Origin of the sequence: Chryseobacterium salviniae, from assembly GCF_035819015.1 — a bacterium.
GTDB classification, from domain to species: Bacteria; Bacteroidota; Bacteroidia; order Flavobacteriales; family Weeksellaceae; genus Chryseobacterium; species Chryseobacterium salviniae.
This window is the reverse complement of the sequence record NZ_JAYLAA010000059.1, coordinates 41,589-67,504: the sequence shown is the minus strand read 5'-3', so window position 1 is coordinate 67,504 and position 25,916 is coordinate 41,589. Positions and strand designations below refer to the sequence as shown.

Sequence of the window (25,916 nt, the reverse complement as noted above, 5' to 3'; positions counted from 1 at the left end):
TATCTATCTTTGCAGCCACGAGAAAGTCGGCTTGTTGATTTCCCGTTTTCGGGAGGTAGGAAAGTCCGGACACCATAGAGCAGCAAAGCGGATAACATCCGTCACCCGTGAGGGTAGGACAAGTGCAACAGAAAGGATGTACAGTTCGGCTGTAGTGAAATCAGGTAAACTCTTTGTGGTGCAATGATAAGTATATCGGTTCTTTTCAGTAATGAAAATAGGAGTTGCTCGCTCTGAAAGCCGAGGGGTAATCAGCTAAAGTCTTGCAGCAATGTAAGACGTAGATAAATAACAGGCACTTCTCCGGAAGTACAGAATCCGGCTTACAGATTTTCTCGTGTTTTTTAAAACTGGAGGTTGGAAGCCGGAAGTTTTAGAGCGTAAATATTTTAATCCTACCTCTTTCTTGCTGAATTATTCACTTTCCAGTTGTTTTTTTGCTTCCTCTAAATCTTTGCGGTCTTCTTCAGACAATTTGGGATACTGCAAATTCATTTTCTCCAAAGTTTCAATAATAATCTTTATCGCTGCGACTCTTGCAAACCACTTATCATCTGCCGGAATTACATACCATGGCGCATCATCTTTGGAAGTCTCATTAATGGCTTCCTCATAGCATTCCATATATTTGCTGAATAAGGCACGTTCGGGGAGATCGGCAGCCGAAAATTTCCAGTTTTTTTCCTGTTCGTTGATCCTGTCGAGAAGCCTTTTTTTCTGTTCATCTTTAGAAACGTGTAAAAATATTTTCACGATGGTAGTTCCGTTTTCGGTAAGGTGTTTCTCAAAATTTCGGATACTTTCATAACGGTTTTCCCAGAATTTTTTATCAAAATCTTTTACGGATTTCCATGTTTTTTCATTCAGGTTATATTCCGGATGTACTTTACAAACGAGCACGCTTTCGTAATGGGAACGGTTGAAAATACCAATCATGCCCTTTGCGGGAAGTGCGAGATAGTGTCTCCATAAAAAATCATGCGAATACTCTCTTGAGCTTGGTGTTTTAAAGCTGGTAACGTGGCATCCCTGAGGATTTACCCCACCGAAAACATGCTCAATAAGGCTGTCCTTGCCAGCTGCATCCATGGCCTGAAGAACAATCAGAATAGACTGGCTGCCGTCGGAATACAGTTTTTCCTGAAGCTCACGAAGCTTTATCTTTTCAAGAATGAGCAGTTGCTCACCTTCTTCTTTTGTGAGCTTTCCTTTATATCGAGTTGAAGTTTTTTTGATTGAAAATTTTCTATTTACTAAAAAATCATCTGAGAAATTAGTGTCCATATTTTTTATAGTTATTAAAAGATAAAAGATAAAAGATAAAAGATTAACATTAAACATTAAACATTAAACATTAAACATTAAACATTAAACATTAAACTCATATCTAAACTTCAGCCAAACCTTATATAAATGTAATAAAAAAACCGCCTCATTGAGGCGGTTTCCATTATTGTAGTAGAGATTTTACCATTATGCAGCAGTTTTAGCGGCAGCCTTCGCAGCTTTTTTTGCCTCTTTCTTCGCAGCTTTTGCCGCTTTTTTCTCTTCCTTGGCTTTAGCTTTCAGCTCAGCAGGAGTTAAAGGTTTTGGATCCGGGGCGTTTGGATCTACATTTCCTTTGATGTAGATTACACTTCTGCTGTTCACAGGATCATTGGAAAATACTTCGATCATTTTGTTGAATCCACCATTGATGGCTGTATTATATCCAACCTTAATTTTAGCAGATTTTCCCGGCATGATAGGGTCCTGGCTGAATTCAGGGGTTGTACATCCACAAGATGCTTTTACGTTTGAAAGGATAAGAGGCTTATCACCAGTATTTGTTACTGTGAAAAATCTGATACCGTCTGAACTAGGCTTCACATTACCGTAGTCATAAGTAGTTTTGTCAAACGTGATCGTTTGTGCAGATGCCAATGCGAATGTTCCGAATAAAGCAATTCCTGCAATTAATTTTTTCATATTCTTGAATATTAAATACGTTGTTAGATAAATTTTGAGAAACAAAGTTAAAAATTATTTTAATTCATACTTCAAATTTTTTTTCTTTAGACTATTTTTGCAAATTGTAAATAAAGTAATAGAATTTATGCAGATTTCAGAAAAGTACAATCCACAGGAAACAGAACAAAAGTGGTACAACTACTGGTTGGAAAACAAATACTTCCATTCAGAGCCTAATGATAAGCCGCCTTACACTGTTGTAATTCCTCCGCCCAACGTTACGGGGATTTTGCACATGGGGCATATGCTGAACAATACCATTCAGGATGTTCTGGTCCGCCGTGCAAGAATGCAGGGTTTCAATGCCTGCTGGGTACCGGGAACAGATCATGCTTCCATTGCTACCGAAGCAAAGGTTGTGGCCAAACTGAAGTCTGAAGGAATCAATAAATCAGATATTACAAGAGAAGAGTTTTTAAAACACGCCTGGGAATGGACTGATAAATACGGAGGTACCATCCTTGAGCAGCTTAAAAAACTCGGATGTTCCTGCGACTGGGACAGAACCCGTTTTACAATGGAGCCGAAACTTTCCCAACAGGTTATTAAATCTTTTGTTGATTTATTCAATAAAGGACTCATTTATCGTGGTTACCGAATGGTAAACTGGGACCCGGAAGCAAAAACCAATATTTCTGACGAAGAGGTAATCTTTAAAGAGCAAAACGGAAAATTATACTTCCTTAAATATAAAATCGAAGGTTCTGAAGAATTTCTTTCGGTAGCTACAACACGCCCCGAAACGATTTTTGGGGATACTGCCGTGTGTATCAATCCGAATGATGAAAGATATGCGCATTTGAAAGGTAAAAAAGTTATTGTTCCGATTGTTAACAGAGCCATTCCGGTTATTGAAGATGAATATGTAGACATCGAATTCGGAACCGGAGCTTTGAAAATTACGCCGGCTCACGACATCAATGATTACGAAATCGGACAAAAGCACAATCTGCAGATGATTGATGCGCTGGACGATGACGGTAATTTAAATGAGCATGGCTTACATTATTCCGGAAAAAACAGATTCGAGGTAAGAAAACAGATTGCTAAAGAATTAGAAGAAAAAGATCTTCTGTTGAAAGCTGAAGATTATGTGAATAAAGTAGGGACTTCGGAAAGAACAGGTGCGGTGATTGAGCCTAAAGTTTCTGTACAGTGGTTCCTGAAAATGTCTGAAATTGCAAAACCGGCTTTGGATGTTGTAATGAATGATGAGGTTAAATTTTATCCTGAAAAATTCAAAAATACCTACAAACACTGGATGGAAAACATCCGCGACTGGAATATCTCCCGACAGCTTTGGTGGGGACAGCAGATTCCGGCCTTTTATTATGGAGACGGAGAAAATGATTTTGTAGTTGCAGAGACCATCGAAGAAGCTTTGGCTTTAGCCAAAGAGAAAACTCAAAACCCTGAACTCGAAATCCAAAGCTTAAAACAGGACGAAGACGCTCTTGATACATGGTTCTCCTCATGGTTGTGGCCCATGTCGGTTTTCGATGGTTTAATAGATCCTGAAAATAAAGACATTAACTATTATTACCCGACATCAGATCTGGTAACAGGGCCCGATATTATTTTCTTCTGGGTGGCAAGAATGATTATGGCAGGGTTGGAATACAGAAAAGAAGTTCCTTTCAAAAATGTTTATTTCACAGGAATTGTAAGAGATAAGCAGAGAAGAAAAATGTCTAAATCGTTAGGAAATTCACCGGATCCGCTGGAATTAATGGATAAGTATGGAGCAGATGGAGTTCGGGTGGGAATTTTATTAAGTTCTGCAGCCGGAAATGACCTTCTTTTTGACGAAGATTTAATGCTTCAGGGAAGAAACTTCATGACGAAAATCTGGAATGCTTTCCGACTGATCAACATGTGGAATCATGAAGATAAACCCGCCAATTCAACAGAAACTCAGACCATCGAATGGTTTGAAAATAAATTAAATAAAACCATTGCTGAGATTAATGATCAGTTTGAAAAATTCAGGATTTCTGATGCATTGCATTTGATTTATAAACTGATATGGGACGATTTCTGCGGATGGTATCTGGAAGCAATTAAGCCAAACTATGGTGAAGGAATTTCAAAAGAAGTTTATAATAAAACAATTGGATTATTTGAGGAACTGATGAAGCTGCTTCATCCTTTTATGCCATTCCTCACAGAAGAATTGTGGCAGGTTATTTCCAAAAGAAATGCTGGCGAAGCTTTGGTCATTGCTCAACAAAAGAAGGCAGAAGCATTTAATGAAGATATTATTAAAAACTTTGAAACAGCATCAGAAGTGATTTCCGGAGTACGAAACTACCGTCAGACAAAAGGAATTTCACCAAGAGAAACTGCAGAAATTTATACCAATGCTTCAGCATTTGCGAACGAGGCTGTTATTAAAAAATTAGCGAATGTTTCAGAAATTCATTTCGGAACAAAAACAGATAAGCCAAGCTTTACATTTTTAGTGGGCGCAACAGAAATATCAATTCCTTTAAGTGAAAACTTAGATTTAGCAGAAGAAAAAGCGAAAACAGAAGAAGAATTAAAATACCTGAAAGGATTTTTAATTTCTGTAGATAAAAAACTTTCCAACGAAAAGTTTGTAGCCAACGCAAAACCGGAAATCGTAGAAGTAGAGCGCAAAAAACAAAAAGATGCGCTTGATAAGATTGCCATTCTGGAAGAAAAATTAAAAACTTTATAAACAGACAAACCTTCAAGGTTTTTAAAACCTTGAAGGTTTCAAAATTAAATGACACACATCGAAAACATAAAAAAGCTATTCTCCAGAAACTTTGTTGAAAGTCCTTTGCTGGAAAGTTTTGAGGTTGGGAGAATATACCTTTCAAGCGGCAGTCTTGTTGCTTGTGATCCCTTAATTACCAATGATATGAAACCGTTTACGACGGTATTTCCGAAAGGTGATTTCCCCGTTTTGCTTCATAAGGAAAGGGAAAGCAATTGTGTAGCTTATGCCGAAATCATTTTCAGCCAGGAAGAAGTTTCAGCCTGGGAACTTGCCACCACAGAAGGACAAAATATAAAAGAGCTGTCGGAAGATGAAGTGTTCGGATATCCTGTGGAAAGCGGGATGGGATGCTTTATGGATGCCGATACGCAAAGCAGTCTTAACGAACTGGAACAGCGGTTATATCACAGCAAAGGAGCAGATTTTATGGGGATTTATGAAGAATTTTTCCATGAATATTTCTTTGATGAAAAAGGAGCTATTGATCAGTTTGCATTCTTAAAGCCCTCAGAAAGCCATCCTGGAACTATTTTTGCCTTTGAAACAGGATACGGGGAAGGATTTTATGCAAGCTATGTTGCTTATGGTAAAAACCGGATGCCCGTGAAAATCGTAACTGAATTTATAGAAATTACTTAGATTTAAATAATTAGCTTAAATTAAACACAAATATTAAAATTTATTAAAGGCAATGAATTTTACATCAGAACAACCCAAAATAATCGTTGTAGGAAGCTCTTCTATAGATCTTGTCCTGGAAACGGAAAAAGTACCCGGAAAAAATGAAACCGTTATTGCTAACCATTCTGAGAGTTTTTTTGGCGGAAAGGGAGCCAATCAGGCGGTAGGAACGGCCAGGCTGGGCGCAAGCGTGTATTTCATCGGTTGTGTGGGGCAGGATCCCGTGGGACAGCAGATTATGAGAAACTTAATTAAAGAAAACGTGAATGTCGATTTCGTTTTTGAAACAGAATATGATGCAAGCGGAACAGCTTACGTTACGGCGTCACAGGGAAGTTCAGCTATTGTGGTGGTACCAGCAGCCAATAATTATTTAAATACGGAGCATGTACAATCTGCGGATCGGTATTTTGAGACAGCCGATCTGATCCTTCTTCAGCTTGAAATTTCTATGGAGGTGGTTGATTTTACGGTTAAAAAAGCTAAAAAATACGGTAAAAAGGTTGGGTTGTATGCTTCTCCCGCACAAAGGCTTTCAGAAGAAATTGTTGAGAATTTAGATTTTATTATAGTAAAAAGCAATGAACTTCATATCCTTTTCGGGGAAGATCAGAGAGAGGAAATCCTTAAAAAATATTTCAATAAAGTTTTTGTTAGGGATCATATTAATTCTACCGTTTATTTTGACGGGACCGAAATGAAATACTGCAGGAATGAAAAAGACAGCACCATTTATAAAATGGGAATGGGAGACGCCTTTACGGTCGGATTCTCCATTGCATTATGTCATAACAATGATATTAATGATTGCGTGAAATTCGGGAATGAAGTTTCGGCAAGAGTCTCAGCGAAAAAAGGATCACAAACCGGCCTTCCCAGATTAGCAGATTTTGTTTCATAAACTATTTGCCACATATCGAAAGTTATTAAACTACATGTATATTCAAACTAAAATTTCCACTTTTATAGTGGATTTTTCTTTATTTTATGGAGAATGTACTCATTACAACACAGGATAATACTGTTATTACGGCTCATTTGTTTTTACCGGAACATAGTAATGGTAAGTTTCTGCTTATCAATTCTGCGACAGGAGTAAGACAGCAGGTATACTTTTCTTTTGCCCGATATTTTGCTGAAAATGGTTTTACGGTTATAACGTATGACTATCGTGGAATCGGATTATCAAAACCAAAGAAAATGAAAAATTTCAAAGCTTCCATGAGAATCTGGGGTTCCAAAGATTTTAAAGCTATTACTGAATATAGTAAGCTTCATTTTAATGGCTATAAAAAATATTGCCTTGGCCATTCTGTAGGAGCATTAATTTTGGGAATGAATAAAGATTCGGAGATTTTTGAGCAATTTGTTTTTGTAGGAACTCAGAATGCCTTTGTCGGAAACTTAAAATTCAGGACAAAAATAGAAGCCTATCTGGGGTTCGGAATTGTGCAGCCGTTAACTACATCATTATTAGGATATTTCCCTGCGCATTGGTTCGGATTGGGAGAAAGTCTTCCAAAAAATTGCGCATATGACTGGAGAACCTTAATTTTAAACAGGAAATCGACCAATGGATTATTGGATAAAATTGATGATTATTCTAAAATATTATCACAAAAAGTATTGGTAATAAGGGCGGAAGATGATGTGTGGCTTACTGAAAAAGGCGTGAAAAGTCTTCTGAATGATACCTATCCCAATCTTAAACCTGTTTACAGGCTGATCAAAATATCCGAATCTGATAAAGGCGAAATAGGGCACATTAATTTTTTCAGAAGCTACAACAAGAAGCTCTGGAATATTATTTTAAATGAATTGATATAAATGGAGAATCTTATTGAAAACACCGTAGAATTTGTAAAAGAAAAACTGAAAGGCGCCGAAGCCGGGCACGATTGGTATCATATTGAAAGAGTCTGGAAGCTTTCTAAAAAAATTGCCGAAACGGAAGAATGCAATATCGAAGTGGTTGAGTTAGCAGCGCTGCTGCACGATATAGCCGATCCAAAATTTCATAATGGCGATGAAACGCTCGCTCTGAAAGTTTCTCGTGAATTTCTGGAAAACCAGCACGCCTCTGAAGATATTATTGAAAAGGTTGTATTTATCATTAGGAATATTTCATTTAAAAACAGGGCAGAAGCTCCGGAAAAACTTCCTGTTGAGCTGAAAATCGTACAGGATGCAGACAGGATTGACGCCATTGGTGCAATAGGAATTGCAAGGACATTTAATTTCGGCGGATTTAAAAATAACCTGATGTACGATCCGGAAAGTAAGCCCAAGCTAAATATGTTTAAAGAAGAATATAAAAAATCCGACGGCACTACCATTAACCATTTCTACGAAAAGCTGCTGCTGCTGAAAGATCTGATGAATACAAAAAAAGGAAAAGAAATGGCAGCCCAAAGACACAATTTCATGCTTCAGTTTCTCGACCAGTTTTACAAAGAATGGAATGTCGGCTGATATTCTTCTGGACACCTCGTTAAAATAAGTATCTTTGCAATATGGTATTCATTGTTCTGGCGATTTTCTGGGCTTTGGTGATTTCTCTTTTTTTATCTAAAATTAAAAGAGGAAAAGGTGCCGAGTGGGCAAAACTGTTTCGTATTGTTGCCGTCATTTTTTCGATTTCCATTTTTACCTATTGGTTTATCAAGAAAAGTGCTGTGGGAATTGTGGAAGATTCTGTGGCCCTTCAGGTAATTAATAAACTTCCTCAGCCCTTGGATTTTTATGTGGTGACAATCAACGATTCTGAAGCAGGTAAAGTTATTGATACAAAACACATCGGAAAAGTTCGCCCGGAATATTACCGTATAGAATACCTTAAAATGGATAAATCTGATGAATACTGGATCGCCGGCTACCTGGGAAAGAAAAACCTTGTATATTTCTCCCAGCATGCCCTGCCCAATAAAAACATCGATCAGATTATTGAGGTACGAAATTATATCAACCAGAGTGTAAAGCTTTCGGATCTGGCGAAAAAACAGGTTGAAGAGTATAATTATGAAAATATTAAAGTAGGAATTTGGGTAACGCTGGATTTTCTGCTGCTTTTTCTCAATTTAATTTTGTTGGTTAAAAACAGGAAATAAAAAGTTTCGGCTTGCGAAGCAAGCCGAAACTTTTTATTGTGAAAAAATCTACTCAGGGATAATCTAAAATCATCATTATTCTTTCCTTAAATTCTTCCGGGCAGTTTTTTATAATTTTATCTTTGTTATGTTTGCTGATTTCTTTTGGCTCTATCCATTCTGTGTTATCAAAGCTTAAACTGTTGTTGTCATACACCCTTTTAATCTTGTCGTCTTCATAGAAGATGTAGGCATCTCCCAACCAGTTTGTTGAAATACTAATTTTACAAATTTCATTTTCCATATTGGTTTTTATTTTAATTGTCATCTTCACTAATTTAACAATTATTATAATACGAAAAATACTTTGCAAGTATTTCTTTTACAGGGAATAACAGATGAATTATTTTTCTTAAAACAGTGAGTTTTAATTAAATTTATTGCACTATACGGTGAATAAAACTAAAATTTATCAATCCTTAAAATAGTGTTCCCGTGCTTTCCGTTGCCATTTTAGGGATGTGAAACTCCGTTTTCCACGCTTCATTTATTTTTTTGATAAAATATGCGGAGAGAAGTGGAGATGCTTTTTCGATATTCTGGTGTACAAAAAAGTACACATTTTGAAGTCCTTCTTCCTTCCATTTTGTAAGATGCTTCAGCCAGTCATCAAGACGTTCATAATCACTTTCTGCATTAGCACCCACATAACGAATGAATGCGGTAGGGGTTGTAAGCCGCATATGAAGCATATCCCTTCTTCCTGCAGTATCTACGATAATATTGGTGATATGATGGCTTTCAAAAAGTTCACAGGTAGTATTCAGGATTTCTTCGTTGGTAAACCACTCTGTGTTTCTTAATTCAATAGCCAGCGGAACTTCTTTAGGCCAGTCTTTTACGAATTTTTCCAGCCTGTCATAATCTTTAGGCTTAAAATTATCATGAAGCTGGAGAAACACCATTCCCAATTTTTCATCAAACTGCATTACAGAAGTGGCAAATTGAGTCACGGGTTCCGTTACGTCAATCAATCTCCTGAAATGGGAAACCGTATTGGTTATTTTAGGAAAGAATTTAAAATCTTTCGGAGTTTTTTCTTTCCAGGTCTGAACCTGCTCCGGAGTAGGCATGCCATAGAATGTGGCATTCAGCTCAATAGAATTAAACTGGGTTGCGTAATACGTCAGCTCATCTTTAGTTCCTTTCGGATAAAATCCTTTCAGGTCGGTTTTATTCCATTTGGCACATCCGATAGAAATATTTTCCAGACCTTTTTTGTTTTGGCTTAAAATTTCCTTTGTTCGGGAATGATCTTTAGGCAGTGTAAAATCTATTGTTGAAGGATCTTCTACTTGTCCGAATTTCATATCTGAATTTTTTTAGTGATTAACTCTTTTAACAAATATAATAAAAAAAGCACGCCGTAAAAGCGTGCTGAAGTGAATATGTAATGTTTATTATTTGGGAGTCTTATGCTTCACAAGCGGTACAGGTAACAAAATTTACCATCATTTCTTTAGAAACAGAAGAACTTCTTTGATAATAAAGAGTTTTTACCCCTTTTTTCCAGGCTTCAATATATAAATAATTAACATCTTTCACCGGCATTGTGGAAGGAATCTGAAGATTCAGAGACTGAGCCTGATCAATATATTGCTGTCTTTGTGCTGCCTGGGAAATAATTTCCATCGGAGAGATTTCTTTAAACGTTTTAAATACTGCTTTCTCTTCGTCAGTCAGTTCTTTCAGATGCTGTACAGAACCATGATTTAACATAATCGTTCTCCAGGTTTCCTCATTATCAAGGCCTTTTTCAGCTAATAATTTTGCCAGATATTTATTCTTACGCATAAAGTTTCCTTTTGCGAGACCGGCTTTAAAATAGTTGGAAGCAAATGGCTCAATTCCCGGAGAAGTCTGTCCCAAAATTGCAGAACTTGAAGTGGTAGGAGCAATTGCCATGGTGGTAGTATTTCTCAGTCCGTACCCTTTAAGCAGTTCCGGTTCACCGTAAATATTAGCCAACTCTCTTGATGCCTGTTCAGCCTGTTCTTTAATTCTTCTGAAAGCTCTTGCATTGAACTGCGTTGCCTCAAAACTTTCAAAAGGAATCATATTTTTCTGAAGGTAAGAATGGTAACCCAAAACCCCTAAGCCCAGCGCTCTGTGTCTCATGGCAAAATTTCTTGCGCCCTGAAGATAATAGTTTCCTTCCGTTTTATCAATGAATTCGGATAAAACAGCATCTAGGAAATAGATGGCCAGTTTTACCGCATCCGTGTCTTTCCATTCATCGTACAATTCAAGGTTCATGGAAGACAAACAGCAGATGAAAGATTCTTCCATCGTGGAAGGAAGCATAATTTCCGAGCAAAGATTGCTTGCATTTACCGTTAATCCTAAATCTTTGTAAACCTGAGGCTTATTTCTGTTCACGTTGTCTGTAAAGAAAATGTACGGAAGACCTTTTTGCTGACGGCTTTCCAGTACTCTTGCCCAAACTTTACGTTTTTCCATATCGCCATCGATCATATCCTGCATCCAGTAATCAGGAACACAAATCCCCGTAAAGAGGTTCTGGATAGGGCTTCCGATATCTTTAATCGATAAAAATTCTTCAATATCTCCGTGGTCAATATCAAGATACGCTGCAAAAGCACCTCTTCTTACGCCACCCTGAGATACTACATCCATTGCCGTATCAAAAAGCTTCATGAAAGAAACGGCTCCTGAAGATTTTCCGTTATCCGTTACAGCGGTTCCTCTATTACGAAGCTCCCCGAAATATCCTGAAGTTCCGCCCCCTATTTTCGTCTGCATGATCACTTCACCCATTTTGTGGGTAATTCCTTCAATGCTGTCCGGAATGTGAACGTTAAAACATGAGATAGGAAGACCTCTCTGGGTTCCCATATTGGCCCAAACCGGTGAAGAAAAACTGATCCATCCTTTAGTGATCATTTCCTTGAATGCAGGCTGAAGCTCCGGTTTATACAGTCTCTTTGCTGCTGCCGTAGTAATTCTGTCGATAGCACCTTCTACTGTTTCCCCTTTCAGCAAATAGCCTCTGTTGAGCATTTGCTCGGACTCTTCATTGAGCCACCATATATTTGTACTTTGTTCTTCCATTTTTTATATTGTAAAATGCGAATGCATTGTTTATTATTTTAAGAGCATAAATATAGTCTTTCTTTCATTGGTGTACCTGCTTTCGCTACTCGCTTTTTTCTTTTTCAAAGAAAAAGAGCTCAGACATGCCGCTCAATCAGGGCTAAGATCAATTTTTGTCTTTTGTATCAATCCAAATCAACATCTTCATGAACCGTGAAGTTTTCGACTCCAAACCTAACGGGTTTTCAAAACCCGTTAGGTTTTACTCACAACAGTTCAGTCTTGTCACCTTAAAGAAGAGGAATCTTAGCTTTTAAGATTCTTCACTTTGTTCGTAAAGCTTCCGTTATTCAGAATGACAAATCGCTAATACTAACTGTTTCGACGCTCGCTTCGCTCGCGCCTCACTAAAATTTAGAAAAGATCGTTTGCCGTAATACTTTTATCGTGTTTTGTGTAATCCACCGGTCTTTTCGCAAAGAAATCATCCATGGAGTTGGCAAAAACTTCCTCCTCAAACCATACCATTGGACGGTACTGTTCGGGGGAAACGTTGTATTTTGTAGCCATGTTGATTTTCTTTAAACTATCGTCAACACGGTATTTCATGAAGTTCAGTAAATCTTCTTTTGAGAAAACATTCAATTCTCCCAGTTCGAAGATCCAGTCAAGGATTTCACCTTCCAGTTCAACAGACTGGTCAACCAAAGTATAAATATCCTCAATATCAGAATCGGTTAGTAAATCAGGCTGTTCTTCACGGATTTTATTGATCAGGTAGATTCCTGCATTGGCATGGATCTGCTCATCTACGGAAGTCCATGCAATGATATTGGAAACATTCTTCATGTATCCTTTAAATCTGGTGAAAGAAAGGATGATGGCAAACTGGGAGAAAAGCGAAACGTTTTCAATCAGGATGCTGAATAGCAAAAGAGAAGAAACATATTCTTTAGGCGTTGCAGAGTTGGCGTGCTTCAGAACATTTGATAAAAAGTCGATTCTCTTTTTTACAGCCGGGATTTCCACAACATTCAAAAATTCGTCGTTGTAGCCTAATACCTCTAATAATCTGGAATAGGCTTCGGAGTGGCGGAATTCACATTCTGCAAAAGTAGCTCCCAGGCCGTTGAATTCAGGTTTCGGAAGATGGTTGTATAAATTTCCCCAGAATGTTTTTACGGATACTTCAATCTGTGCAATCGCCAGAAGAGCATTTTTTACAGCATGCTTCTCATTCGGTTCCAGCTGTGAATGAAAATCCTGAACATCTGCGGTAAAATCCACTTCCGAGTGCACCCAAAATGACTTGTTGATTGCTTCTACAAATTGAAGAACCTCAGGGTATTCAAATGGTTTATAGCTTACTCTTTTATCAAAAATTCCCATATTTTAGAATGTCTTTAAAATTAATAATGATCAATGTGGATAAAGTTCAAAAAATATTCAACATTTTGATTTGTTGGCACTTACGGATGAAAGTTATTAGCCCGGCAAAGTGTTTATTTTTTGTTGATGTACAAGTACAAAGTTAGAAAACAAGAACTGTATTTAAAAGGGCGAAACACTAAATGATTGAGTTTTAACCTTAAAAGTTTTCCACATTTACATGAAAACCGCTTAGATACTGGCTTACAAAGCAATATCTCTGAAAAATGATTGATAGAAGTGAATTAAAGTTAAACAGTAATTTGTAAAATATTATTATTAAAGGGAAATTATATTAAACAACGATTTAATAAAAGAATTTTTCTTTCTGCGTAACAAATTAAAAATTATATCTACTTATTGGATAAAACATATCCCGCTTAATGTTAGTAATTCAGGATTTACATAAGTCATACGACACCGGAAAAAGTAAGCTTCATGTTCTTAAAGGAATCAATCTTTCGATTTCCGAAGGTGAATTTGTTTCGATCATGGGAAGTTCCGGATCCGGAAAATCAACCCTGCTTAATATTATCGGTATTCTTGATGAAAAGGATTCCGGAATCTATGAGCTGGACGGTGTTCCGATAGAGCATCTTTCGGAAGTGAAAGCTGCAGAATACAGAAGTAAATTTTTAGGATTTATTTTTCAGTCATTCAACCTGATCGGCTATAAAACCGCTCTGGATAATGTAGCCCTTCCTTTATATTATCAAAATGTTCCGAGAAGAGAACGGGAACGTAAAGCAATGGAGTATCTGGAAAAAGTAGGGCTTGCACAGTGGGCCAGCCATTTGCCCAATGAGCTCTCCGGAGGACAGAAACAGAGAGTTGCCATTGCAAGAGCCCTGATAACCAATCCAAAAGTTGTGCTTGCCGATGAACCAACAGGAGCATTAGATTCCAAAACCACCCATGATATCATGAAACTGCTTCAGGATATTAATAATGAAGGGAAAACAATCATCGTTGTTACCCACGAACCGGACGTAGCTGCTCAAACCAAAAGAAACGTCATCCTAAAAGACGGAATTATCGAAAGTGATGAGTTTATTAAGCAACTCGTTTTATAGGCTGGAAGATGGGAAATGGAAGCTGGCAGATAAAAAATGAAAATTGTAATAATTAAAATAAATCAGCGGAAAGAGTGGAGACTTCCATCATCAGACTTTCCGCTTCAAATCTAAAGAAATATGTTCGACCTAGATCGCTGGCAGGAAATATTCAGTTCTATTCGCAGTAACGTATTGCGGACGGTGCTTTCCGGCTTTACCGTGGCTTTGGGATTATTCATTTTCATTGTTCTTTTCGGAATAGGAACGGGCCTGCAGAATGCATTTACGCAGGGTTTTGCCAGAGACGCCCAAAATCTGATTTCCATTGTAACAGGAAAAACAACGATCGCCTACAATGGCCTTCAATCCGACAGGCAGGTAACGATGAATAATGACGACTACGATTTCCTGGTTAATATCGATAAAGAAAAAGTAGGAAGTTCCACGCCGAGATATACCTCCAATTTATTGGTTAAATACGGCAAAGAGAGCGGCAATTACCAGATTAACGGAGCCAAACCTGAAGAGCAGATCATTGAAAACAGAAAAATGCTGGAAGGGAGATACCTTACGCCAACTGATCTTGAAAGAAAACAAAATGTTGCCGTAATCGGAAGAATGGTTCAGCGTGACCTTATCAAAAACGGAAGCCCCGTCGGGAAAGAATTGAATATCAACGGAACCATGTTTAAAGTGGTCGGGGTATTTTCAGATGATGGCGGCGACTGGGACGAGCGGCATATCACTGTTCCGATCACCACGTTGCAGCAAATGAAAAAAGGCTCCGATACCGTGAGTATTAATTATATCGCTTACAATGAAAAATTAACACCCCAGGAAGCCATAAAATACGGTGACGAATTAAAAGAAAGATTAAAATCAAGGAAAAATGTGGCACCGGACGACGAAAACGGAGTAAGGGTCTGGAACAATGCGCAGAATATGAACGATACTTTCGCATTTATGGCAGTACTTACCGGAATTGTCGGCTTTATCGGATTGGGAACTCTTGCAGCAGGAATTATCGGGATCAGCAATATCATGGTGTACATCGTAAAAGAAAGAACCAAAGAAATAGGAGTGCGGAAAGCTATTGGAGCCAAACCAAGAACCATTGTTGCGTTAATTGTTCAGGAAAGTGTTGTCATTACCGTGATCTCCGGACTGATAGGGGTAGGGCTGGGTATATTGGCTCTTTATTTAATCGGAAATAATCTGGAAGAGTATTTTATTAAAGACCCGAGTGTTGGATGGGGACATATTTTTGCGGCATTCATTGCGCTGGTTTTCTCGGGATTGATTGCGGGATTTGTTCCGGCATACAGGGCATCTAAAATTAAGCCTATCGAAGCACTGAGAACAGAATGATGAACAATGATTGACCATTGACATTATTAAAAAGATTGACAATTAAAATGAATATATTATTTAAAAAAGATACTTGGCAGGAAATTTATTATTCACTCAGGAATAATAAGCTTCGTACATTCCTTACCATGATTGGTGTAGGCTGGGGTATGTTTTTATATGTAAGTCTGCTTGGCGCTGCCAAAGGAATGGAAAATGGTTTTGACAAGCTGTTTTCAGGGTTTGCTACCAACTCAATTTTTCTGTGGGCGCAAAATACATCTATTCCTTACGAAGGCTTTCCCAAAGGAAGACAGATGCACCTCCGTCTTTCTGATATTGATATGCTGAAGAGGAAAGTTTCTGAAATTGACTATATCTCACCACAAAATTCAAGAGGAAGTTTTACGGGAACTCCGGGCGAATCTATGTCAAAAAACGGTAAAAGCGGAACCTATGCCTTAACGGGAGATTATCCGGTGGGAAATAAAATTTCAGAAAAAAAACTGATTTTCGGGAGATACATCAACGATGCGGATGTTTCCGGAAATAAAAACGTAGCCGTTATCGGGGAAGAGATTTACAAAAACTTTTTTGATTCTAAAAAAAATGAAAACCCGCTTGGGAAGTCTATTAACATTAAAGGAATTTTCTTTAACGTCATCGGTGTATTCAGAGTAAAGAAAGGTGGCGGTTTTGAAAACGACCAGACTGTCTTTATTCCACTTTCCACCTATACCAAAATGTATAATGCGGCAGATCAGATTGATATGTTTGCCATTGTAAGTAAGCCTAATGCCAATGTGAATTCCGTTGAAGAAAATGTAAAGCTTGAACTAAAGGCCAAAAACAAGGTTTCACCGGAAGATACCAATGCATTCGGAAGCTTTAACCTCGGTAAAGAATTTAAAAAATTGACAGGCTTCCTTACAGGAATGCAGCTTCTTACAATCATCGTCGGGACGTTAACAATTCTCGCAGGAGTAATCGCCATTTCCAATATCCTTTTGATAACCGTAAAAGAAAGAACTAAAGAAATTGGAATCCGAAGAGCATTGGGCGCAAAACCTTCCGAGGTGAGAAACCAGATTCTTCTTGAAAGTGTCGTAATAACGCTTTCTTCGGGGCTTCTCGGTTTTATGTTCGGAATATTTGTTTTGATGCTTTTAAATATAGCAACACAGGGGCAGGATTCGTTTCCGTTTTACAATCCTACGGTAAACTATGGAAACGTTTTTGCGGCAATGGCTGTTATGGTGATTTTAGGATTGATTATCGGAATGATCCCGGCACAGAGAGCTGTGAAAATACGGCCTATTGAAGCATTAAGAACAGAGTAAAATTTTAATCATTAAATATTTAAATAAAATAAACTATACATATGAAAAAGAAATTCACCTGGAAAAAAGCCATTTACATTATTCTGGGGCTTTTATTTGCAGTGGCACTGTTCTCAGGAATCGGATACTTGGTAAAATCCAATTCTAAGGAGAGCGAAGCTTTTCTTACCCGTAAACCAGCTGTTCAGAATATGGAGGACAAGGTGATGGCAACAGGAAAAATTGTTCCAAAGGAAGAAATTGAAATCAAACCCAATATAGCAGGAATTATTGATAAAATTTTAGTGGATGAAGGAGATAGGGTGGAAGCCGGACAACTAATCGCCACCGTGAGAATCGTACCTAATATTGCAGAGGTAAACAATGCCCAGCAGAATGTAAATACCCAGCAGCTTCAGATCAGCAATGCCAGAATGAACGTTGAAAACATGCGTAAGCAGTTTGAAATGCAGGAAAGGCTTTACAAGCAGGGTGTGGCTTCAAAACAGGAATTCTTAAATGCCCAGCAACAGCTGTACACCACTCAGCAAGCTTTGAAAAATGCTCAGCAGCAGCTCGTAACTGCCCAGAAAGCGCTGCTTATTGCAAAAACAGGAGCTACTCCTGAACTTCAGGGGCTTGCAACAACGCAGATTCGTTCAAAGGCGGCAGGAACGGTTCTTGAAGTTCCTGTAAAAGTGGGAAGCCAGGTAATTGAAGCCAACTCTTTCAACGCGGGAACTACTATTTGTTCCATCGCTGATCTTAATTCATTAATTTTCCAGGGAGAGATTGATGAAGCACAGGCCGGAAAATTAAAACAAGGAATGGATATGAATATCGTCATTGGTGCTCTTCAGAATAAAACATTCCCGGGAAGATTAACGATGATTGCTCCAAAAGGAAAAGACAATAACGGAACGATCAAATTCCCGGTGGAAGGTGATGTTTTTAACCCGAATAATGAATACATCAGAGCCGGATTTTCTGCCAATGGTGAAATTGTTCTTACATCAAAGAAAAACGCCTTATTGCTTGATGAGTCTTTAATTCAGTATGAAAAGAAAAACGGTAAAGATGTACCTTTTGTAGAGGTAAAACAGAAAGACGGCAAGTTCAAAAAAGTATACGTTAAATTGGGAGCAAGCGACGGAATCAATGTGGAAATTCTTTCCGGAATTGATAAAAATGCAGAAGTGAAAGTCTGGAACCCTTCCGATAAAGATAAAGAAGAATTAAAAGAAAAAGCAAAAAAATAGTAAACTAACACTATACATTAGATGCAATCCTGAGAAAATTATTTTCTCAGGATTTTTTTTGTTTTGATAATAAGGATTCGTCGGTATATTTGTGTTTATGATGTAATATTTACGTGTTACAAAATGTCTTAATTTCATCAATAGAATACCATGAAAAAAAGCAGAATTATACTCCTCATATTTATTGTACTAAAATTTGTTATTCAATATTCTTTAATAAATCCTGAATATGAACTTCACAGGGACGAATATCTGCATCTCGATCAGGGGAAGCACCTTGCGTGGGGATTTTTATCCGTTCCTCCTGTAAGCTCGTGGCAGGCTTTTATAATTAACGCTTTAGGGAATTCTGTTTTCTGGGTTAAATTTTTTCCGGCTTTATTCGGTGTGTTAACTATGGTTGCAGTCTGGAAAACCGTAGAAGAACTGAAAGGAACCCTCTATGCCTGTATTCTTGCGGCTTCGGGAGTTTTATTTTCTGTTCTGTTCAGGCTCAATATGCTTTTTCAGCCAAACTCTCTTGAAGTACTGCTGTGGACTACGTTTTATTATGCTGTTATTAAATATATAAACTCTCAGAAAGTCGAATGGCTGTATGCAGGAGCCGTATTTCTGGGAATCGGTTTTTTAAACAAATACAATATTGCATTTTCGCTGTTGGGTATTATTCCGGCAATTGTATGGAGTGCTCACAGAAAAATATTTCTGCAAAAACATCTTTATTTAGCAGCTTTATTGGCTGTGGTTATCATTTTACCCAATCTTGTATGGCAATATCAGAATGGTTTTCCTGTCATTCATCATATGAAAGAACTCTCCGAAAGACAGCTTGTGAATGTCAGCCGGATGGATTTTGTTAAATCTCAATTCCTGTTTTTTGGGGGTTCCCTTCCCGTAATCATTGCAGGATTGTATGCCCTGCTCTTTTACAGGCCTTTTGAAAAGTTCAGGTTTTTCTTCTGGACATATATTTTTTCGATTGCCTTATTTTTATTTTTTAAAGCGAAAGATTATTATGCCATCGGCGTTTATCCCGTTTATATTGCATTCGGTTCTGTCTTTCTTGCAGATCGTTTTGAAAAATTAAGGCAGGGTACAATTTTAAAGGTGGTTTTTGTTGCTATTGCTGTTTTATTTTTTATTCCTTTATACCGTATTGGTTTTCCTAATAAAAGCCCGGAATACATTGTTTCTCATCAGCAACAATACAAGAAGTACGGCTTATTGCGCTGGGAAGATGGAAGAGATCATCTGCTTCCGCAGGATTTCGCAGATATGCTGGGTTGGAAAGAACTCGCCGAAAAAACAGACCATCAATATGAAAAACTTTCAAAAAACGGAAAAACACTGGTGCTTTGCGATAATTACGGACAGGCAGGAGCAATCAATTATTATTCCCGGAAAGGAATACAAGCGGTTTCTTTTAATGCCGATTATATCAATTGGTTTGATTTGAACACGCCGTACAAAAACCTGATCCGCATAAAAGAAATTTCGGATCATGAACTCGAAAAAACGGGTCCTTTCTTTAAAACAGGAAAAGTATCAGATTCAATTACGAATCCATTCGCGAGAGAAAAAGGGACATTGATTTTCAGCTTCCAAGGAGCTAAAATTGATATCAATAAAAGAATTCGGGATGAAGTAAATGATTTCAAATCCGGATATTAAATATTTTTAATCATAAATAATTATTTTTAATGATAATTATTATTGCAATTATGTTGCATTAATTAATTTGTTTTATCTTTGCTGAATAATAAACGGTTCATTACTTGTACTTACTATCAACAAATAATTATTTATGGAAAACAACTTTGATGTCATTATAATAGGAGGAAGCTATGCAGGATTATCTGCCGGAATGGCTCTGGGAAGATCATTAAGAAATATCTTGATTATCGACAGCGGAAAGCCTTGTAACAGGCAAACTCCCCATTCGCACAACTTTCTCACACAGGACGGCAGAACTCCGAAAGAAATTTCAGAAATAGCAAAAGATCAGGTTTTAAAATATGAAACGGTAAATTTTTTTGACGGTATTGTTACCAGAACTTCCAAAAAATCCGGCGGTTTTGAAGTAGAAACCGAAAACGGTGAAAAATTTTCAGCCAAAAAATTAATCCTGGCTTCCGGAGTAAAAGATCAGATTCCCGATATTGAAGGATTTTCAGAATGCTGGGGAATTTCCGTAATCCATTGTCCATATTGTCATGGCTATGAAGTAAAGGGTAAAAAAACAGGAATACTTTCCAACGGCGATCTCGCTTTTGAATTTTCAAAACTGGTTTTTAACCTGTCAAAAGACCTTACTTTATTTACCAATGGAGAATGTACATTGAATAAAGAACAGACAGAGAAATTCAATCAAAACAAAATTAATATTGTTGAAGGCGAAATACAAAAAATTGTTCATGAAAACGGGAATATCCGAAAAGTTGTACTCAAAGATGGCAGAGAAATAGAGGTGGAAGCATTATATGCCAAAATCCCTTTTGAGCAGAACATCAATACCGAAGATCTTCAGCTGGAGCTTACTGAGCATGGCTTCATTAAAACAGACCATTTCCATACAACAAGCACAGAAGGAGTGTTTGCCTGCGGAGATAATACTACTATGATGAGATCTGTAGCGAATGCAGTAGCGCAGGGGAACTTTACCGGAGCGATAGTCAACAGAGAGCTTTCGGACGAAAAGTTTTAGATTTCCGTAGTACATATTATTCCTCTCAAATTATTGGGAGGATTTTTTTATCATTATTCTGAAAATATAAAAGGAATTGAAAAATGCTGTGGAAATTTCAATAAACAACATGTTTTCAGGATGTATTGCCAATGGTAAGGCTAAAAATCATATGGTTATATACCCGAATCTCAGTGGAAATTTCGTATTTTTGGGTGAAAAATTTCAAAAACTAAAAGTAAAATGGATATTATTTTCGACCTGATTGAAAAAGAAAGACAAAGACAAACTCATGGAATCGAGATGATTGCATCAGAGAATTTTGTTTCTGATAATGTGATGAAAGCCGTGGGAAGTGTGCTTACCAATAAATATGCTGAAGGATATCCCGGAAAAAGATATTACGGAGGATGCGAAGTGGTGGATGAGGTTGAAACGTTGGCTATTGAAAGAGCAAAACAGCTTTTCGGAGTGGATTATGTAAATGTACAGCCGCATTCCGGATCTCAGGCGAATGCCGCCATTTATCTTGCCGTTTTGAAGCCGGGCGATAAAATTATGGGGATGGATCTTTCGATGGGAGGCCATCTTACCCATGGTTCGTCGGTTAATTTTTCAGGAATTCAGTATGAGGTGGTTTCTTACGGAGTACAGCAGGAGACCGGTCTTATCGATTACGATCAGATGAGAGAAGTTGCCCTTAGAGAAAAGCCTAAGATGCTTATCGCAGGTTTTTCAGCATATTCCCGTGATCTTGATTATGCAAAATTCAGAGAAGTGGCAGATGAAATCGGTGCTACGCTTTGGGCAGATATTGCTCACCCTGCCGGTTTGGTAGCCAAAGGATTGCTGAACTCGCCTTTTGAACACTGTCATGTTGTAACGACAACCACTCATAAAACATTGCGTGGCCCGCGAGGAGGAATGATTATGATGGGGAAAGATTTTGAAAATACCTACGGCCACAAAACTCCGAAAGGGGAAATCAAAATGATGAGCCAGGTGTTGGATGGTGCCGTTTTCCCGGGTATTCAGGGAGGTCCGCTGGAGCATGTGATTGCCGGAAAGGCAGTAGCTTTTGGGGAAGCTTTGGATGTAAAGTTTGAAACGTATGCAAAACAGGTGAAATCCAATGCGCAGGCATTAGCTAAAGCCATGATCGACAGAGGTTTTGATATTGTAAGCGGAGGTACGGATAATCATTTAATGCTTGTAGATCTTAGAAATAAAGGCGTGAATGGTAAGGAAACTGAAAAGGCGCTGGTTCTTGCAGATATTACCTGCAATAAAAACATGGTTCCTTTTGACGATAAATCACCGTTTACAACTTCCGGGATCAGATTGGGAACTGCAGCGATCACAACAAGAGGATTAAAGGAGAATGATATGGACACGATTGCAGGATTAATTTCCGAAGTGGTAGACCATATTAAAAACGAAGAGGTACTTGCTTCCGTAAGAAAAAAGGTTAATGAATTAATGGAAGGCAGAGCTTTATTTACGTATTAATGAATATCAAAATAAAAATATAAAGAATGAGCAGATGCTCATTCTTTTTTGTGGAGTATGGAAAAGAAATCGTTCACCTTTGATGAGATTAAACAGAAGCTGGTAAACTATTGCGTGTACCAGGATCGCTGTCACTATGAGGTGGAACAGAAAATGAAAGAGTTCCTTCTTATTGATGAAGCGAAAGAAGAAATCATGCTTTATCTTTTGCAGGAAAATTATTTAAATGAAGAACGGTTCACGCGTAGCTATATCCGGGGAAAATTTTATATTAAACACTGGGGGAAGGCCAAAATCCGGATTCACCTGAAACAAAAGCACGTTCCCGAAAAATTGATCAATACTTGTTTTGATGAAATCGATGAACGGGATTATGAGAAAGCCATCCGCAAAATCTATGAAGATTATTATTCAAAACAACAAAATCTTCAAGAATATCAGCGCAAATCTAAAACCATAAAATATTTAATGGGCAGAGGTTTCGAATATGAAAAAATAAATAATATTTTTGACTGACATTAAAAAAAAAGCAATTCAGAGCAAGCGATGAATTAAAGTATTAGCTGTAAAAATTATTTACTACATATGAAAAACATTTTTGATTGGCAGGATCTTAGAATTTTTAAATAAACATACTTGCCATGTGGTATATTATTTGCCGGTGATGTTTTCTGTTCCGCAATCCATCAGTAGGAAAATAATTCATAAATACTATTTATCTCTGAACTAAATTTAATTTTTAAATACTCATAATAGATGAAATTTTATTTTAAATTTGCATCATTACTTTCGGATATGAAGGTACGATTACACATTTTTATATACATGAATACTATTAAAGACAATGTACAACTCTTTTAGAAAAAAAATGTTTGGAGGAGATAATGTTGTCAATCTCTCTGATGTAAGATATCTGCCACGGTGGATTATTCTTGTAATAGATATTATCATACTGGTAATATCGCTGTTTTTATCTACCTATATTATAGAAAAAATTACGCGTTCTGAATTTATTTACAACAACGATAAGATTGCGGTATTTGCAGGACTGATATTTGCGAATGTCATGTTTATGTACATTTTTAAAACATATGCAGGTATTATAAGGCATTCTACTTTTATAGATCTCTTTAAACTGCTGATCTCATGTTTCTGCACATTGTTTTTAGTAGGAAGTGCCAATATTATTTCTGAATGGATTACAGGGAAAGAGTTTATTATTAATCCTTTTCTTATCTTGTATTTCATAATTTCTTTTATGGGGCTTTTTCTGTTCAGGCTTTATGTGAAAGAATTTTTTCATATCGTGAGAGAATATAGAAGAAGTACCCTGAAGAAAAGAATTCTTGTATTAGGAATTGATGAGCAGTCTATTGCTATCGCAAGGGCAATTCTGGATAATCCAAGCCTTCCTTATCATGTTGTAGGATTTCTTACCCAGCGTACAGATTCCAAGAGAGCATATCTTTTAGGTAAACCGATTTTCGCCAAAGAAAAAATAGAAGAAAATGCCAAAGAAGAACTTCTTATTGATGGGGTTATCATTATAAAAGAGATGATGTCTAAAGATGAGATGAATTCCTGGGTAAATTTATTTCTTGAGAAAGACCTCAACATTTTCAAGGCGCCATCTGTACAGAAACTTCGAGATAGTGATTTTGCAGGTTCCATCCGTAATCTTCAGATTGAAGATCTTCTGAACAGGAAACCTATTAAAATTGAAAACGAAGACATCAAAAAAAGGCATTTCAACAAAAATATACTGGTAACCGGAGGAGCAGGTTCAATTGGAAGCGAAATTGTGCGCCAGGTTGCCCAGTTTAATCCTTCACTTATTGTTGTTCTGGACCAGGCAGAAACACCTTTATACGATATTGAGCTGGAAATGAAAGAAAAATTTCCGCATATCAGATTTAAATTTGTTCTGGCGGATGTTTCCAATAGACATAGAATAGAACCTTTATTCCAGACTTACAACTTTTCTATGGTATATCATGCAGCTGCATATAAGCATGTTCCGCTGGTTGAAGAAAACCCACACGAAGGAATTTTGGTTAATGTGCTTGGATCAAAAATCATAGCAACACTCTCCAGTAAATATAATGTGAACAGGTTTGTAATGATTTCAACAGATAAGGCGGTAAACCCAACCAATGTGATGGGGGCATCAAAGAGGGCTGCTGAATTATTTGTACAATCATTACAGAATGTAGAAGGAAATACCACTAAATTTATCACCACCCGATTCGGAAACGTTTTGGGTTCCAACGGATCTGTAATTCCGCATTTTAAAAGACAGATCGAAGCCGGTGGGCCTGTTACTATTACGCATCCTGATATAGTAAGATATTTCATGACGATTCCTGAAGCCTGCGAACTGGTACTACAGGCAGGAACAATGGGACAGGGGGGAGAGATATTTGTTTTTGACATGGGTGAGCCGGTGAAAATATTGGATCTGGCAAGAAGAATGATTAAGCTTTCAGGATTTGAACCGAATATTGATATTAAAATTATTTACACAGGTTTAAGACCGGGAGAAAAACTTTACGAAGAACTTCTGAGTGACGATGCCAAAACATTACCGACCCACAACGAAAAAATTATGATTTCTAAAGATCCTATTATGGAATTTGAGGAAATCGAAACGCTCGTAAATTCTATTACCAAAGCCTCTTTAAGGATGGATAAGGTTGAAGTGGTGAAACTTCTGAAGATAATTGTTCCTGAATTCAGAAGTAATAATTCAATATATGAAGTATTGGATAAATAGAATAATTTAAATGTATATATTTGTACAATTTTTAAAAAACGATGAAAGGTAAAATATTGGTAATACTATCAGCATTTATAATAATAGTTTCCTGTAAAACTAATCCCAATGCTAAAAATGATCTTAACTATTTGCAGAATATTGAAAAAGTAGCGATAGAATCTTCTGCAAGAAACTCTGCTAATACTATACAAAAAGGAGACCAGCTTGTTATTTTGATAACAGCGAAGGATATGGATGTAGTGAAACCATTCAACCAAAACTATTCTTCATCAGAACTTGTTCAGACTAATTCATTAGCAGGGGGCAATACACCTAACCAAGGAATAACAACGATATCAGGACCAACCTATATTGTTGATTCAAATGGTAATATTGATTTTCCAATTTTAGGAACTATCAATACGGAAGGAAAGGCATTAGTAGATCTTAAGGAAGAGCTGAGGGAGAAAATGCAGAAATATGTGATAAATCCCACTATAAATATCAGATTAGCTAATTTTAAAGTAACTGTTTTGGGAGAAGTAAACAGACAGGGGGATTATACTATTTCAAACGGACAGGGAACTATTCTTAATGCACTGGGTATGGCAGGAGATCTTACTATGTATGGTAAAAGAGACGATATATTGGTTATCAGAACAGAAAACGGTCAAGTTATTCATGGGAAAGTAAATTTGCAGGATGCCAATCTTATTAATTCACCGTACTATTATTTAAAGCAGGGAGATGCGATTATCGTATCTACTAATAATACAAAAGATCTGCAGTCAAAACAGAATCCTAATACCGGCCTCTATTTAACAGCAGCATCTATTGCAATAACAGCAGCTGCGGTTATAGTATCTTTAATCCGAAAATAAAATATTGGAACTTAAGGGCAATTGTTTTCATTTCTTATTTAAT

The 25,916-nt window shown here is 37.2% G+C and carries 22 protein-coding genes and 1 other RNA gene; 17 read left to right on the top strand and 6 right to left on the bottom strand.

Annotated elements, in window-relative coordinates; genetic code table 11:
• The first annotated feature begins 18 nt into the window (after positions 1–18).
• Positions 19–342: RNase P RNA component class A (gene rnpB / locus SOP96_RS18115), an RNA gene on the top strand.
• 72 nt (positions 343–414) lie between these two features.
• Here rnpB and SOP96_RS18110 read toward each other — a convergent pair.
• Both SOP96_RS18110 and SOP96_RS18105 read right to left on the bottom strand, forming a co-directional pair.
• Positions 415–1,284, bottom strand: a complete 870-nt coding sequence (locus SOP96_RS18110) for a polyphosphate kinase 2 family protein (protein WP_326322300.1) — start codon at positions 1,282–1,284, stop codon at positions 415–417.
• A 189-nt stretch (positions 1,285–1,473) separates the two neighbouring features.
• Positions 1,474–1,968, bottom strand: a complete 495-nt coding sequence (locus tag SOP96_RS18105; RefSeq protein ID WP_326322299.1) for a DUF1573 domain-containing protein — start codon at positions 1,966–1,968, stop codon at positions 1,474–1,476.
• A 127-nt stretch (positions 1,969–2,095) separates the two neighbouring features.
• On the opposite strand from SOP96_RS18105, the gene SOP96_RS18100 reads away from it, so the two are divergent.
• From SOP96_RS18100 to SOP96_RS18075, 6 genes are all read left to right on the top strand, one after another.
• Positions 2,096–4,711 carry a valine--tRNA ligase gene (locus SOP96_RS18100; RefSeq protein ID WP_326322298.1) on the top strand — a complete coding sequence of 872 codons (2,616 nt, stop codon included), beginning with the start codon at positions 2,096–2,098 and terminating at the stop codon, positions 4,709–4,711.
• A gap of 48 nt (positions 4,712–4,759) precedes the next feature.
• The gene (locus tag SOP96_RS18095; protein ID WP_326322297.1) at positions 4,760–5,395 is read left to right on the top strand and encodes a DUF4241 domain-containing protein; all 636 of its coding nucleotides are present in this window, start codon (positions 4,760–4,762) and stop codon (positions 5,393–5,395) included.
• Positions 5,396–5,447: 52 nt separating this feature from the next.
• Entirely contained in the window at positions 5,448–6,338 is an 891-nt protein-coding gene (locus SOP96_RS18090) for a PfkB family carbohydrate kinase (protein WP_326322296.1), read from the top strand.
• 86 nt (positions 6,339–6,424) lie between these two features.
• Entirely contained in the window at positions 6,425–7,264 is an 840-nt protein-coding gene (locus tag SOP96_RS18085; protein WP_326322295.1) for an alpha/beta hydrolase family protein, read from the top strand.
• Entirely contained in the window at positions 7,265–7,909 is a 645-nt protein-coding gene (locus SOP96_RS18080) for an HD domain-containing protein (RefSeq protein ID WP_326322294.1), read from the top strand.
• Between the two features lie 41 nt (positions 7,910–7,950).
• Positions 7,951–8,544: a hypothetical protein gene (locus tag SOP96_RS18075; RefSeq protein ID WP_326322293.1), complete on the top strand. Its 594-nt coding sequence runs from the start codon at positions 7,951–7,953 to the stop codon at positions 8,542–8,544.
• Between the two features lie 52 nt (positions 8,545–8,596).
• On the opposite strand, the gene SOP96_RS18070 is transcribed toward SOP96_RS18075, so the two are convergent.
• From SOP96_RS18070 to SOP96_RS18055, 4 genes are all read right to left on the bottom strand, one after another.
• Positions 8,597–8,851: a hypothetical protein gene (locus SOP96_RS18070; RefSeq protein ID WP_326322292.1), complete on the bottom strand. Its 255-nt coding sequence runs from the start codon at positions 8,849–8,851 to the stop codon at positions 8,597–8,599.
• Between the two features lie 151 nt (positions 8,852–9,002).
• Positions 9,003–9,893 (bottom strand): DUF72 domain-containing protein, encoded by an 891-nt coding sequence (locus tag SOP96_RS18065; RefSeq protein ID WP_326322291.1) that lies wholly within the window; start codon positions 9,891–9,893, stop codon positions 9,003–9,005.
• A 103-nt stretch (positions 9,894–9,996) separates the two neighbouring features.
• A complete protein-coding gene (locus SOP96_RS18060) occupies positions 9,997–11,655 on the bottom strand; it encodes a ribonucleoside-diphosphate reductase subunit alpha (RefSeq protein WP_326322290.1) in 1,659 nt (552 codons plus the stop codon).
• A gap of 396 nt (positions 11,656–12,051) precedes the next feature.
• Complete coding sequence (locus SOP96_RS18055; RefSeq protein WP_326322289.1) at positions 12,052–13,026, bottom strand: ribonucleotide-diphosphate reductase subunit beta; 975 nt, start codon at positions 13,024–13,026, stop codon at positions 12,052–12,054.
• A 422-nt stretch (positions 13,027–13,448) separates the two neighbouring features.
• Between SOP96_RS18055 and SOP96_RS18050 the strand changes: the two genes are divergently transcribed.
• The 10 genes from SOP96_RS18050 (at position 13,449) to SOP96_RS18005 (ending at position 25,873) form a co-directional block, all read left to right on the top strand.
• Positions 13,449–14,138, top strand: coding sequence for an ABC transporter ATP-binding protein (locus tag SOP96_RS18050; protein WP_326322288.1), 690 nt, complete (start codon positions 13,449–13,451; stop codon positions 14,136–14,138).
• Between the two features lie 120 nt (positions 14,139–14,258).
• Positions 14,259–15,488 (top strand): ABC transporter permease, encoded by a 1,230-nt coding sequence (locus SOP96_RS18045; protein ID WP_326322287.1) that lies wholly within the window; start codon positions 14,259–14,261, stop codon positions 15,486–15,488.
• A gap of 47 nt (positions 15,489–15,535) precedes the next feature.
• Positions 15,536–16,807, top strand: coding sequence for an ABC transporter permease (locus tag SOP96_RS18040; RefSeq protein ID WP_326322286.1), 1,272 nt, complete (start codon positions 15,536–15,538; stop codon positions 16,805–16,807).
• 41 nt (positions 16,808–16,848) lie between these two features.
• Positions 16,849–18,045 (top strand): efflux RND transporter periplasmic adaptor subunit, encoded by a 1,197-nt coding sequence (locus SOP96_RS18035; RefSeq protein ID WP_326322285.1) that lies wholly within the window; start codon positions 16,849–16,851, stop codon positions 18,043–18,045.
• A 150-nt stretch (positions 18,046–18,195) separates the two neighbouring features.
• Entirely contained in the window at positions 18,196–19,716 is a 1,521-nt protein-coding gene (locus tag SOP96_RS18030; RefSeq protein WP_326322284.1) for a glycosyltransferase family 39 protein, read from the top strand.
• Between the two features lie 133 nt (positions 19,717–19,849).
• Positions 19,850–20,749: an NAD(P)/FAD-dependent oxidoreductase gene (locus SOP96_RS18025; RefSeq protein ID WP_326322283.1), complete on the top strand. Its 900-nt coding sequence runs from the start codon at positions 19,850–19,852 to the stop codon at positions 20,747–20,749.
• 222 nt (positions 20,750–20,971) lie between these two features.
• Complete coding sequence (gene glyA / locus SOP96_RS18020) at positions 20,972–22,237, top strand: serine hydroxymethyltransferase (RefSeq protein ID WP_326322282.1); 1,266 nt, start codon at positions 20,972–20,974, stop codon at positions 22,235–22,237.
• Positions 22,238–22,294: 57 nt separating this feature from the next.
• Complete coding sequence (locus SOP96_RS18015) at positions 22,295–22,753, top strand: regulatory protein RecX (protein WP_326322281.1); 459 nt, start codon at positions 22,295–22,297, stop codon at positions 22,751–22,753.
• 352 nt (positions 22,754–23,105) lie between these two features.
• Positions 23,106–25,010 (top strand): polysaccharide biosynthesis protein, encoded by a 1,905-nt coding sequence (locus tag SOP96_RS18010; RefSeq protein ID WP_411911993.1) that lies wholly within the window; start codon positions 23,106–23,108, stop codon positions 25,008–25,010.
• A gap of 41 nt (positions 25,011–25,051) precedes the next feature.
• Positions 25,052–25,873, top strand: coding sequence for a polysaccharide biosynthesis/export family protein (locus SOP96_RS18005; protein ID WP_326322279.1), 822 nt, complete (start codon positions 25,052–25,054; stop codon positions 25,871–25,873).
• The last annotated feature ends 43 nt before the right edge of the window (positions 25,874–25,916 follow it).